This is a genomic window from Mesorhizobium sp. M0862 (assembly GCF_040319795.1).
GTDB lineage: Bacteria > Pseudomonadota > Alphaproteobacteria > Rhizobiales > Rhizobiaceae > Mesorhizobium.
In genome coordinates, this window is sequence record NZ_JAMYOJ010000001.1 from 243,260 (window position 1) to 255,875 (window position 12,616).

Genomic DNA, 12,616 nt, shown 5'->3' on the forward strand with positions numbered 1-12,616 from the left:
ACATGACGGCGCCTTGAAAGCCGTCGCTGCCGGGGCCGCGCGCGCTGTGACGATGGGCGTGCCGCAATGTCTTGTGGTCGTCGATGCGAGCGGCGAGACCTCGCCAGCCTGCATATGGACGGCGCACGGATCATTCGGTACGCCCTGTTCGAAGGCGAAATCCAACCCGGACGCGAGAGCGAATTCCGGCGCTTCGTCAGGGAAAGGCTAGTGCCGCTGTGGACACAATTTCCTGGGGCGGAAGAGGTGCGCGTTCTGGATGGCACCGAGCGGGACGACGGCGCCCCCGTCTATGCCATGGTGCTTGCCATTCGCTATCCCGACATGGACACCTGCAGCCGGGCGCTTCAATCCGATGTCAGATTTCAAAGCCGCGAGTTGACCGGAGAGCTGCTCGAGATGTTCACCGGCCGCGTTCATCACCATGTTTTCGAGGCTAACGAGTATCCAACCGCTCGATAGGATGATCCAAAAGGCTTCACACGACAAGCGCCGCCGCACGTCCGAAACTAGACACCAACGGCATCTCAGACGGTTCACCCGTCGGTGTTCGTTTTGCAACAGCTCGATCGTGCCAAGGTCCGCCACGCCAGCACCTGCTCCTCGCGCATCCATGCTAGCGAGCGATGCTAGACTTTCCAGACGCTTGGCGATCGAGATGAACCCGAGTATCGGTTTTGGTTTGACCTGTTTGTAAAGCTCGTAAAGTCGGATCACGTGTTTTGGGCGTAGAGCTCGGTTACAGCTCTCGCGTAACGGTGGTGGACAGGACGTTCGCGCAGATCACGGCCGTTAAGGTGAAGCAGATCAAAGGCAACAAAATACAAGTCGTGCTGCCGGCGGGTGATAGCTCTGCGCAGCGCTGTGAAGTCCGAAAGGCCCTTGTCGTTCAGAACGACGATCTCGCCGTCGACGATGGCGCTTTCGGCACCAAGGCGCTTGGCCTCTCTCACCAGGTCGCCATATTTCGCCGTCCAGTCGTGGCCGTTGCGCGTATAAATGCGTGTGCCGTCTTCATCGATGGCCATCTGCGATCGGTAGCCGTCGAACTTGACCTCGTGGGTCCAGCCTTCACCCTCGGGAGGCTTCTCCACAAGGGTCGGCATCAACGGCTCGATGAACTTCAAACGCATGCACTGACCCACCCTCCGGCGATTCAATAAGATTAAGCTAAAATAGTTCCGAAACTGGAAATCAGCCTTTTGGTGCAACAAACACGTCAACTCGGCGTTGCGGGATGAGCGAAGGAGGAATCGATATGGCCGACGACAAGAGCAAGCGGGATTTTCGCGATCGGGACCGTGTCTCAGCCGACGAGGATTATGAAGTTGAATATTTCGCAACAAAGACCGGCATCACACCCCAGCAGGTCAAAGAGCTGATTGCGAAGCACGGCAACTAACGCGAGACGCTGGAGCGGGAAGCCAAGGCGCTGCGGAAACAATGACCAGGCTATCGGATCTCGGCAGACCACTGGTCGGGCACCGACATGAAGGCCCGCCCGCGAGCGAACTCGCGCATTTCATCCCTTGCCCTGTTTGCGGCCAGCAGATCGACATGCGCGATTTTCGCCAGGTCGCTTATCGTGCTGATCCGGAGCACGAGCCTCTCGAACGGGACGCGTAGGACCTTCGTGGGGGTAGCCCGCGCCTGCTCCCTTATCCCTTGTTGCACAGATCTGGGACACAGTCTTGCCGAGGGTTTGACCGCGTCAGCAACTCGCTGATAGCCTTACCTGTCAGTATTGGTGGAGGGAGGCATGAAACGCTGCATTCTCCTGTTTGCGGCCGTGACGCAGTCGCTTTTTGCAAGTGCCGCGCTGGCCGACAAGCATCCCGCCGGCTTCAAGAACCATAGGCTGAATGGCCCGTCGAAACCGGTGACGAAGGACGGCGTCACCACCTTCAAGATATTCGACCGGAAATGCAGCAGCGTGGATTACGGTGACGGTCGAGGTGAAAACGACTGCCACAACGGCAACATACGCGCCACGCTGATAGGTCCCGAGAGCAAAACGGGCGAGAGCGTCGAGTATCGCTTCGGCCTGTGGGTCGATCCAGCGTTCAACTACCCCGGCTTTTACAATGACCACGCGATCGGCTTCCTGCCGGGCGCCTTGGACAGCCGCCTGCGTATTGCCAGTTGGGAGGGGCCGTTCATCCATAACTTTCTTTATATGCTGAAGCTCGACTCAGCCAAGGGTGTGACCTTCCTCGGCAACGAATGCCAGTCGCCTGGGCGTTTCGGTTCCTGGGTGGCCTTTTCCATGAAGATCCGATGGGCAGCCGACAAGAATGGCTGGATCAAGGTCGCTTGCGACGACAAGGTGATCTATTCGGCCGAGAATCTAGCCACCAACCAGGCACCGCATTGCTACATCACCAATCAGTGCGAACCCGGCGTAGCCAAGAATCCGATGCGGTTTACCTTCATCGTTGGCCCGGTGATGGCGGGCTTCGGGCCAGAGTGGAAGAAATACGGGCTCGTCTCCCAGTTCACTGCGATTCAGCCCGAGGGCATCACCGTCAAGCTGCGCAACCTTTCGGCGAGGAAAGGTGCCAAGCCGTAAACCGGTAAATTTTCGGCGACCTATCGGGCGCGAGCAGAGCGATGCGGGTGAAGCTTGGAATGGGGCGGCCACCCCTCGGGTGCAAGACTCCCGGTCTTCGCTTTCGCTCGCTTATGTCAGCTACCGTCGCAAGCGCGCCACGCTGGCCGTCGTGTTCGAGCGGGTTCAACCCGACCTCCACCGGAATTGTCGTCCCGTTCTTGCGGCAGCCTTGCAAATCGCGACCCGCGCCCATCGGCCGGCTCTCCGGTCGACGCAGGAAGGCCAGTATGGAGTCCCGCGTGGCCGCGCCGCATCTCCTCGGGCAACAGGACTTCAATCGGCCACAGTTTGGCATTCGTGGCGTTGGCTCCTGGCTAATAACCTATTGCTTTTTTGTCACAAGCTGACGCACCAAGGCCAACGCTTGACGTTTACAACCGCTGCTCACCATCCATCCAAGAACTTCCAGCGAATTTTCAAGAACGGCGTTCTTTGGAAACCTTTTGATTTCGATCGACGCCGATGTCTTGCTGGTCTCGACGACAACAGATCTGACCTCGGGAGGAATAGGGTCTGGAAGAGAGTACGTCGGTTTGCCGGCGCTCCAGACTATGCCGTCGAGCGGCTCACTGCTGCCGATGCGAATCGAGAAAACCGCGCTCTGCCCTATGCCCGCGCGCGCCAGAACCATTTCACCATCGCGGATGCAGCCAGGAGCGGATTCTTCGATGGACACTGCCCAAGGGTCGTCGAGGCCGCTCGGCGTGGAATGGTCGGTAGTGGTGCGCGAACCGCCGATGGACTCTGTTCTCTTGCGCTCATTTGCCAAGAGGACGGCTATCAGGCCAAGTTTTGAAGGCCCTTCGTTCGCGTTGGGAGTCCCCTGTAAACTGCCGTACGCCAATGCATCCTCCGTAACCACGAAGGAACTTGGACCCGAAAGCGCGTTCACGCTGCCGTCTTCGCCGAGCAGAGTGACGACCGTACCGGCTGGAACGTTGATGACGTCGCTTGGCATAAAGAGCTTGCCTGGCGGCAGTTCATCCACCACCGGCTGAGTCGACAGGACCACGTACTGGCCGCCGGCTGCCGCAGGTTGCGCCGTCACAAGGACGGTCGTGCCGACGATCAGGGAGGCGATCTGCAAAGTCGAACGCCGGAGGCTCATGTCGCGATGACCTTATTTCCCGACGAGATGAATGTCTGCTCCGAACTCTCCGCTTGCAAGACGGTTATGGTGAAAAGCGATCAGGCCGTCTTGCGGGTAGTTTTTGACCAACAACTTAAATGCCGCTATCGCACGCGTGTCCCCTGCGGCAAGTAGGGCATACGCGTTCAAATACTCCTCGTAGAGTATCGTATTTTCTGGATGACGTGTCATTGCCTCGAAAGTTTCGATGCCTTGGTTCTTGCCCTTAAGGTGTAGAACTCCAGCAGGGCGCAACAGGAAGTGCGTCGTCTGCCTCGCCACTTCGGAGCTGATGCAGTTTTTGGTGCCGATGTACTTGTTCGCTCCCTCAAGCCGGGCTGCGGCATTTACAGTATCTCCAATAGCTGTGTAATTGAAGAACCGATTTCCCCCGAAGTTGCCGACGATTGCCGGCCCGCAATGAATACCTATGCGGGTGGATCCGAGTGAATGGCCCCGTCGTGCCGATTTCTCGCGCAGCCGCTGCGCGTGGTCCTGCACAGCAAGTGCCAGAGACACCGCCCGCTCCGCTTGGTCATTTTGTGCTGCCGGAGCCCCGAAGAAGCCGACCACCGCATCGCCGATGACCTTGTCGATGGTTGCACCATGCTCGATAAATAACTCGCAGAGCCCGTTCAGATATTCGTTCAATACATCTGCGAGCACCTCTGGCGCGAGTTGCTCGCTGAATGACGTAAATCCCTCGACATCCGTGAATACACAGGTGAGCTCACGCTTCTCGCCACCGAGATGGAGAGCGTTTGGTTCCTTGACAATCGCTGCAACAACGGCCGGACTGACATATTTCGAGAACGCGTTCTGAATGAACTGGCGAGCCCGGGCGTCCCGTCTCCAAGCCAGGAAGCCAACGAACGCCGACAGGCCTACCACAAGCAATGCAGGGGCGACCATCGGAACGAGGATTGCGAACCGCGCGAACGCCCACGCCTCACTGATCCATACCAGCAGCACCGTACAAGCGACCGCGACAGGTTTGAAGACCACCGGGATCGGCCGCGAAACGATCCATAAGCAAAACAGCCCGACAAGAAGCATTGGCGCATAGCCCACTGCAGGGCAAGGGGTCGTTATCCGATTCCCGGACACGAGCCTGGCTAACGAATGGGCGTGGATCGCGACGCCAGGGAGGACACCGATTTTCGCCCCGCTCAACAACGCGAACGGTGTCGGATGTCGGTCTATTTGCTGTAGGTCTACACCGATAAGAACATATTTCCCCTCGAACCAGCTGAGCGGTGCCAGCGGAACGGCCTGTGCCGGATAGGTTGGAAAGCTGAAGGGCAGGCTGTTCCCCGTGCGGTAGTAGACCATCTCCTCCGGCGAGTGGCCGCCACCAACTCCGGTTGATGCTGCGATCACTGCAACAAAACTTGGCATCCAAGCGCCGCCGCCTTCTCGACCGGGAAAGGCCCCACGGACCACGCCGTCGAGATTGTCATGCAGCAATGCTGCAAGGCCCCGCTTTGCCGACGGAGCGAACGCGTTTAGATAGTCGGATTGTCTTTCGGTAAGGCCGTCAGTCCGCGAAGCCGAGGCGATCACCACAGGCACACGGGCGGTTTCAATGGCAGTTTCGAGGCGGGCATCCTTTTCCGGCTCTGTTGCCTGGTCGAACAGTAGGTCGATGCCGATGGCAAGAGGGCGGGCGGACTCGATCCGGGCCACCATGTCGGCCAAGAAGCCACGGTCCAGTGGCGAGCGGTATGGAAAATTCGCCAGGGTCTGTTCTGTAATTGAGACCACAACGATGTTGGTTGGAGCATGGGTGAAGGGCGAGATGGAGACCATCATCACGTCGTGAACGATATTTTCCAACGGCGGTGAAACGAGAGCAATCGAGAGACCCAGCAGAACCAGATAGGCGAGCGATGCGGCAATCCCACCTCGCTGCAGGCTGACGATCCGGCCAAGTGTCCGCACGCCGAAAATAGACCCCCAAACCAGTGGAAGCGCCGCTCCCTACCAGCATACCCGTTCACGCGCCTCAAGCAAACCATCGCCCGTTTACATGGGAATGCGACTCCAGCACCGAACCGGTGTCCACCAACAACCATCTCGCGGAGCAGAAGGTCACTCGTCCCCAGCCGGGAGCATCAGCTCTTTTCGATCACATTAGCCTCTGCTACAGTTCCGTTGGGGAGGCGGTTCTGCCATGCGCAGCGCTTTCATTCTCTTGGTTTTATTGTTTGCCGCTTTTTCGGGACGGGCAGTCGCCGACAAACGCGTAGCTTTGGTGATTGGCAATTCGGCCTACCAGCATGCGGTGCAACTCGCCAATCCGAAGAACGATTCGTCCGACATGCATGCCAAGCTTGAAAGCCTTGGCTTCGAGGTCGTCAGCGGCCAGGAACTCGACCTCGCTGGAATGCGTCGCACGGTGCGCCAGTTCCTGGAAAAGCTCGACGGTGCCGATATGGCGCTGTTCTTCTATGCCGGGCACGGCCTGCAGGTGAATGGCATCAACTATATGTTGCCGGTGGACGCACAATTGTCCAGCTATAACGACCTCGACTTTGAGGCCCTTCCGATGGACCTCGTCCTTTCGGCGATGGACCGCAGCACGAAGGTTAACCTCGTCTTCCTCGATGCCTGTCGGGATAATCCGTTTGCGGAGAAGCTTTCCCGCTCGATGGGTACGCGCTCTGGTTCCTTAGGGCGTGGTCTTGCCCGACTTGGCAGCGGAGTCGGTTCGCTGATCGCGTTTGCAACGCAACCAGGTAACGTCGCGTTGGACGGAGCGGGCCGAAACTCTCCTTTCACGACTGCGCTGCTCGCGCACCTCGGCACACCTGGGCAGGATATCACGCGCGACCTCATCGATGTACGCCGCGACGTGCTGGCCGCCACGGATGGGAAGCAAGTGCCGTGGGAAAACTCCTCGCTCACGGGCGAAGTCGTTTTGAAGCCTCTCGCGACAACGGCCGAGCCGAAACAGGCGTCTGGTCCGCTTCCACAGTCTGCGCCGCCGGACAACGCGGTCGAGTTAGCGTATTGGGCAACCATCAAGGACTCAACCGACAAGAGCTTTTTCGAGGCGTATCTACAGCAGTTTCCGACGGGCGTCTTTGCGGCCATTGCCAAGCTAAAGATCGATGGTATCGACAAGCGTGTTGAGGCGGAACGGCAGGCTTCTACCAAACAGGTGGCGGAACAGCCGACTGCGGAGCGCACCGCTAAGGCAACGGACGATACCAAGGCGACGGAAATCACCAGCCTTGAACAACCCAATCCGCTGGCGCAGTCACCGGCAGGCTATATAAACTCTGGCGAACTTACGCTGGCCACTCAAGCGGAACTGGTTCGCCTGGGGTGCCTGGCCGGCGATGCGGATGGCAAATGGGGCTTAGGCAGCCGCAAAGCACTTGAAGAATATGCCGACCGGCAAGGTATCAAGCTTGCATCGTTGGAACCGACGGCGGGACTTCTGAAAAGCCTAAGGGCGATCGGAGCTCGTATCTGCCCGCTTGCTTGTGAAGATGGAATGGTTGTCCAGAGGGATCATTGTGTGCCCCAGACGAGCGGGCTAAGCGCCTTTAATGGCACATGGAAATTGGTCAGACGCGCCACAACGGACTGTGGCGATTGGCGAGAACTCTCAACATCCGTTTTCATAAGTGACGGCAGAATATCATCTGGCTCCGGGTTTACAGGAAGCGTCACTAGCAGTGGTTCCGTAAATATAAAACACACATTTGTATATAAAGGAAGAACAGGCGGGAACACGCTGACTGGCGTCATAAAGGGTGACAACGGGACCGGTAAATTTAAAGGTACCGGAGTTGGCAGCGGGTGTTCAGGAAAAATCATAATGGAGAGAATGTAGAAACGGAGCAGTCCATCGTCCGCATTCATGTTGGTGCTGATCGTGATTGACATTTATATGTTCTAAATTTAGCTTAAATGACTGAGATAAGGCATAGCAGCCTGGCGGCGCTCGGGCCGGAACCCGTCGGTCCGCTATCGGGGCGAGCTCGGCGGATAGCCGCCATTCGGCAGACGACCTCTGAGCGGACGTTGAGGCGGGTTGCATGCATACGGATGACCCGGGGCTGCAGGGCAGAGATGCCCTGCACGAAGTCCTTGTCGAACCGTGGCAGTGCAGGTCCGCGATCTCGAGCATCCGCTAGGCCAGATGCTGCTCCAGTGCCCCATGCGGGTAAGCTCTGCCTCGCTATCACCCCTTCACTGAGCCCCAGAGTGACGGCCGGATTCGCGCGCGCAATGGACGCGTGCGAGACGCTGTTCGATGCTGGCTCTTATGGCGCTGAGGAGGCTGCAACGTGGCGAGCGGATGCTTGCCACTTATTGCGATGCGCTCCGGCAGGCACATGATGCCATGATCGGCACCTCTGCATGCGCCAGAGCCTGATTCAACTGCTGTCGGACCTCGATGATTTCTACCGCGTCACCACGTCGGCTAAGGCATTCAAGCAGGCCGTGTAGGCTCCAGACGTTGCGTGGGTGTTGGCAAGGACGCGGCAACGTCGCATCAAGCCCAAGGTCGGCGCGATAGACAGCCTCAGCTTCGCCATATAGTCCGGCATCCATCAGCAATGCGCCAAGCGCGTGTCTCGTCGGCTGCATCCAACCCCATGGCTCATCATAGAGCAAATTGTCGTCGAGATCGACCGCACGCCGCAGGAAGTCCAGGCCTTCATGGACGCGACCGGACTTGTAGTGCAACTCCCCCAGCATCATCGCTTCGGCAACCTCGAGGATATCGGCGCATGGGTTGTTGAACAGCATGCGCTCGGGTTGCACTGCATCGCGCGCGGCCGCGAAAAGGCTAGCGCTTTCCTCTGCCTGGGGGATTTTACCGAGATTGGCCAGAGCTACGGTGCGGGCATAATGCAACAGGACGGTGCTGAACGAGTAGAGCTCAGCATCGTTAGGGAAGGCCTCTTCCAGGATGCAGGACCAGCGGCCAAAGCGGATAAGTACGTGCAACTTCATCGGCGCGAAGGCTTCAAACATCTCTGGCATGTAACGCACCACCGGCTCCGGCAGGTTTTCCGCCAGTGCCCTCGCGGCCTCGAAGGCATCCGAAGGGCGACCAAGAAACATGGCCCCGTAGATTTGAAAGTGAAGGTTGTGGATGCGGTAGACAGTGTAAAAGTTCTCACCGCCTGCATGAGCGAAATATGAACGATCCACCTGAGCCGCCTGCCAATTGCGCACCACGACTTTGTGGTAGTCGCCGCAAAGCACGTCAATATGCGTCGCCATATGCACAAGATGCCCAGAGTCTGGCACTAGGCGCACCAGCCGATCTGCATGCGGCAAGGCTTTTTCTGGCGTCGACGACATCTCCATCAGATGAATATAGAAATGCAACAACCCCGGATGTCCCCAGGCTGCTGGCTGGGTCGTGAAGGCGCGGTCCAAAGCCGCGCGCGCTTCCACCGTCGAGGTGCCAGCCGAAGGCTGCCCGGTCCGAGTATCCCACAGTGCCCAAGGCGTGCGGTTGATCAGTGCCTCGACGAAGATCGCGGTCACATCCAGATCGTCAGGGAACCTCTCGTACACTGTGCGCATCGCATCAGCGAAATCGTCATTCCAAGGGCCATAATCCGCAATCTCTGGATCCGTAGGGAAGCGCGATGTCAGCGCATCAAGCAAGGCGCGCTCGACTTCGATTGCAGACAGATCGCACGCTTCCGCCAGCAATACGTGCGCCCGCGTCAAAGCGACAATACGCTCTTCAGGCCCGAAGGAGGTCCATAGCTTGTTGTAGTTTGGACCCAGACAGTGGGCAATTCCCCACCGCGCCATGACGTTCGAAGGCGCCACCTCGAGCGCGCGCTCGTAACAGGCAATGGCTTCTTCGTGGTTAAATCCGTATTGCCAGATCAGTCCCCGGTCGAACCACATCTGCGCCTCGGAAAGCGTGTTGTCCAGCCGGCGGGAGAAGGTGCCTAGATCGAAGTACGTCATCGTATCCAACTCCATGGCTGTCGGCGACTAGCCGCCCAAACTACATCAAACCCCCGAAGGAAGGGAGTTCGACTTCAGGATGCCGCCCGATGTCACCGTGCGATCTTCATCAAGAGCCGCGACAGGTGCGCCTATCCCAGCCCCGACGCCGTTTTCGGACCGGACCGACAACGATTTCCCCTCAACGAGGAGCGATGTGGATGGACATCTCTGCATTGGCTTTGGGCGATAAGGCGGACTGAGACAGTTTACCCGATCAGCCTCAAGGGCTGACGCTTATCAATATGCGATGTGAAACACGGATCGTAGTCTGAACTGGGGCCGAGAGCGGAATGGCAGCTTCCAGCATCCAAAAGCGATGGCAGACATTCAAGCAGGTTGGGGTTGAAGTCTCTGACTGGCCCAAACACGACAGCCGACATCACGGCTAACAGGTCCGCTTGCACTAAGAAAGAAACTTCCGAAGCAAATCTCGACCAGTGGAGGGAGTGGGATTGGAACCACCGTGAACTCGTGCCCGCGTCGGGTTTTCAAGTCCGGCGCCTTGGCTCAGGCGCGTCGCGACTGAACAGATTCATGCGACGCGCCTTAGGTTATTGCTGCTATCCATCTCGTTGCACCAAAATCGCTGAGCGCTTTTGGGCGACATGTGAATTTGCGGTTCCTAGCCTTTGCGACGAGACCTGACCGCTTCCAGCAATTGGCGCTCGCCGGCGTGAGCATTTCGAAAAATGGCCACAACCATCACCGCCAGGATTTCGGCGTCCGGGTCCAAGGGGTCGAGATGCTCTTCCGCGCAGATCTGATCGAACACGCGTTCGCAAACAACCAGATCGTGGGGGCTGAGGCAGGTGCCGTTGAAGCGCCCACGCGGCATTTGCGCGAACCTTTCAGGGCCCGCTGCCCGACGAATCGCTGAGGCGACGGAATGCTCCAGCGATAATCTCGTCGACAGTGTATTGCGGTGAGTTTACTCGTTTCCTGACGATTGAGCGGTCAGCAATCCCAAAATTTCCGCGCACTCACGAGCTTTATACTGACCAATGGTCATCAGTTGGTAGTAATCATGTCGCTTGTTTTCCGGGATATGAAAGCCACGCCTAAAATCGGCCGCCTCCTGCGGAGTTCGAGTGCAGCCGATTTTACTGGCTGTGACTTTCAAACTTGCCAGTGAGCATCCGATCCTGGCCGCAATATCCTTCAACGGCTCGTTGTTAACGTATCCGTCAAGAATTATCTTGCGACGAGCTTCGCTGTTGAGCTTTGCGTTCATTTCGACGATCTCCCCAACTACGCTTCCATAATGCTCAACTCTATATGCAGCGAGCTGAAGAGTGTCGTTAGCGTCGCATCCAGAAACTTGTCTCGGGATGCATTTCTTGCTGTTACTCAGCGTGATCGCCGGGTCTGTCGAGGCGAGTTCCGCTGTAGTTGGCAGGGTTGCGGCTGTGATCATCGAACGGCTTGATCTGGCTGGTCTGTCGATATCGGCCTCAAAGTCTTGCCAGATGCGGAGGTACACCACATGATTGAGAGGGGCATGGGCATACCCGATTCGGATATGGCACCACGCGATGGACGCAAAAAGGCAAGGCAAGACCCCTGCGAAGCAGCCGCCCGAGCGTGATCGACGTCGTTGGCCGCGCGAAGCTCAACCTCATAGCGAGTCAGCTTCGCCACTCGGGCCGGCGCTCCAGCCTCTGTCCTTTTCAACGCTCGAACTGGCACCAGAGGATCAATTCGCCACTTGGCAAGCGCACATGGCACCGCTTGTCGAGGTCAAGTTGCCGGATGACAAGTCGCCGGACGATGGCTTTCCCGCCGACCACACGGCTTGGAACCTCGGTGGCATGCTGATCGTCCAACAGCACGCTCCGGCACATAGTTACATCCGCTCTGCCGCCAAGCTTCGGTCCAGTTCGATCGATCACTGGTATATCGCCTTGCCACGTACTGGCCGGTCGTGGACGGAGGTCGATCGCCGCGTTGAAGAAGGCCAGCCGGGCAAATTGGAGATCAGGTCGCTTGGCTATCCGTTTCGCGGGAGGGCAACGTACTCCGAAAGTCTCTTTCTCTATCTGCCGCGTGATTTGTTCTCTGATGTGGCCGCAACCTCGACGCGAAGAACAATTCAATTCTAATCGGCAACTTTGCCAGCCTCTTGGTTGACTACGTCAACAGCATCGAAGCAAGACTTCGCAGTCTCACGGCCGAAGATCTGCCCCGCATCGTGCACGCAACACGCAGCATGGTCATTGCCTGCCTCGCGCCGCCGGCAGAACATGCTGCCGCCGCCGAACAATTGGGTGTCGCGCTGATGGAGCGAGCGCGCCGATACGCCCAAAACAATCTGGATACGCCTCATCTGACACCGGATTCAATGTGCCGGGCGCTCGGCGTATCGCGCTCTCGTCTCTATCAGTTGTTCGAACCAAGCGGTGGTGTTCTCCATTACATACAGAGCCGCCGGCTTCTTGCAGCCCATATTGCGCTTAGCGATCCAGCGGACAGCCGGCGCATTGTTGAAATTGCCGAAGCCTTCGGGTTTAGTTCAGCCGCTAATTTCAGCCGGGCATTCAGTAAGGAATTCGGTTATAGCCCCCGCGAAGGTCGCGGCACGGTGGTGTTGCCGCGCCCTGCCCACTCTGCTTCGCTTGCCGAACACCAGAAGGCCTCTTCCTTTGAAGGTTGGCTCAAAGCGCTCGGAAGCTGAGCATAGGATCGGCGATGGTCGCCGCTTCACGGATCAGGATATTTCATGTCACGGCCACCGCGCTATCAATCATATAGCCAATTCACGTCAATTGCCGATTTATTAACCAACTGTGATTGTTGATTGTTATCGCCGAAAACCACAGCGGAGCACGCATTGCACCTACGTCGTACACGGCACTTGTTAAGACTGCGAGTTAAAAGTTTGC

The 12,616-nt window shown here is 57.9% G+C and carries 12 protein-coding genes and 1 pseudogene; 5 read left to right on the plus strand and 8 right to left on the minus strand.

Features of this window, described 5'->3' with window-relative positions; all coding sequences use genetic code 11:
- Positions 1–114: 114 nt before the first annotated feature.
- Positions 115–462 (plus strand): hypothetical protein, encoded by a 348-nt coding sequence (locus NKI15_RS01245; RefSeq protein WP_352514361.1) that lies wholly within the window; start codon positions 115–117, stop codon positions 460–462.
- Between the two features lie 251 nt (positions 463–713).
- Here NKI15_RS01245 and NKI15_RS01250 read toward each other — a convergent pair whose 3' ends face one another.
- A complete protein-coding gene (locus tag NKI15_RS01250; protein ID WP_352514362.1) occupies positions 714–1,133 on the minus strand; it encodes an ATP-dependent DNA ligase in 420 nt (139 codons plus the stop codon).
- A 125-nt stretch (positions 1,134–1,258) separates the two neighbouring features.
- On the opposite strand from NKI15_RS01250, the gene NKI15_RS01255 reads away from it, so the two are divergent.
- The gene (locus tag NKI15_RS01255) at positions 1,259–1,402 is read left to right on the plus strand and encodes a DUF3606 domain-containing protein (protein ID WP_352514363.1); all 144 of its coding nucleotides are present in this window, start codon (positions 1,259–1,261) and stop codon (positions 1,400–1,402) included.
- A gap of 50 nt (positions 1,403–1,452) precedes the next feature.
- Here NKI15_RS01255 and NKI15_RS01260 read toward each other — a convergent pair whose 3' ends face one another.
- The gene (locus tag NKI15_RS01260) at positions 1,453–1,602 is read right to left on the minus strand and encodes a hypothetical protein (protein ID WP_352443388.1); all 150 of its coding nucleotides are present in this window, start codon (positions 1,600–1,602) and stop codon (positions 1,453–1,455) included.
- Positions 1,603–1,759: 157 nt separating this feature from the next.
- Here NKI15_RS01260 and NKI15_RS01265 point away from each other — a divergent pair, with 157 nt between their 5' ends.
- Positions 1,760–2,569 carry a hypothetical protein gene (locus tag NKI15_RS01265; RefSeq protein WP_352514364.1) on the plus strand — a complete coding sequence of 270 codons (810 nt, stop codon included), beginning with the start codon at positions 1,760–1,762 and terminating at the stop codon, positions 2,567–2,569.
- Here NKI15_RS01265 and NKI15_RS01270 read toward each other — a convergent pair.
- The 3 genes from NKI15_RS01270 to NKI15_RS01280 are packed head-to-tail and all read right to left on the minus strand — an operon-like array spanning position 2,526 to position 5,681.
- A complete protein-coding gene (locus NKI15_RS01270) occupies positions 2,526–2,906 on the minus strand; it encodes a PAS domain S-box protein (protein ID WP_352514365.1) in 381 nt (126 codons plus the stop codon). The two genes, NKI15_RS01265 and NKI15_RS01270, sit on opposite strands and share 44 nt — an antisense overlap.
- A 27-nt stretch (positions 2,907–2,933) precedes the next feature.
- On the minus strand, positions 2,934–3,719 hold the full coding sequence (locus NKI15_RS01275) for a hypothetical protein (protein WP_352514366.1): 786 nt from the start codon (positions 3,717–3,719) through the stop codon (positions 2,934–2,936).
- 12 nt (positions 3,720–3,731) lie between these two features.
- Positions 3,732–5,681: a CHASE2 domain-containing protein gene (locus NKI15_RS01280; protein ID WP_352514367.1), complete on the minus strand. Its 1,950-nt coding sequence runs from the start codon at positions 5,679–5,681 to the stop codon at positions 3,732–3,734.
- Positions 5,682–5,913: 232 nt separating this feature from the next.
- On the opposite strand from NKI15_RS01280, the gene NKI15_RS01285 reads away from it, so the two are divergent.
- Positions 5,914–7,584, plus strand: coding sequence for a caspase family protein (locus tag NKI15_RS01285; protein ID WP_352514368.1), 1,671 nt, complete (start codon positions 5,914–5,916; stop codon positions 7,582–7,584).
- 479 nt (positions 7,585–8,063) lie between these two features.
- On the opposite strand, the gene NKI15_RS01290 is transcribed toward NKI15_RS01285, so the two are convergent.
- The 3 genes from NKI15_RS01290 to NKI15_RS01300 form a co-directional block, all read right to left on the minus strand.
- Positions 8,064–9,695 (minus strand): tetratricopeptide repeat protein, encoded by a 1,632-nt coding sequence (locus NKI15_RS01290; RefSeq protein WP_352885631.1) that lies wholly within the window; start codon positions 9,693–9,695, stop codon positions 8,064–8,066.
- A gap of 664 nt (positions 9,696–10,359) precedes the next feature.
- A complete protein-coding gene (locus NKI15_RS01295) occupies positions 10,360–10,572 on the minus strand; it encodes a hypothetical protein (protein ID WP_352514370.1) in 213 nt (70 codons plus the stop codon).
- A gap of 93 nt (positions 10,573–10,665) precedes the next feature.
- Positions 10,666–11,151, minus strand: coding sequence for a hypothetical protein (locus NKI15_RS01300; RefSeq protein WP_352514371.1), 486 nt, complete (start codon positions 11,149–11,151; stop codon positions 10,666–10,668).
- Between the two features lie 118 nt (positions 11,152–11,269).
- On the opposite strand from NKI15_RS01300, the pseudogene NKI15_RS31960 reads away from it, so the two are divergent.
- Positions 11,270–12,408, plus strand: a pseudogene (locus NKI15_RS31960) (helix-turn-helix domain-containing protein).
- Positions 12,409–12,616 lie beyond the last annotated feature (208 nt).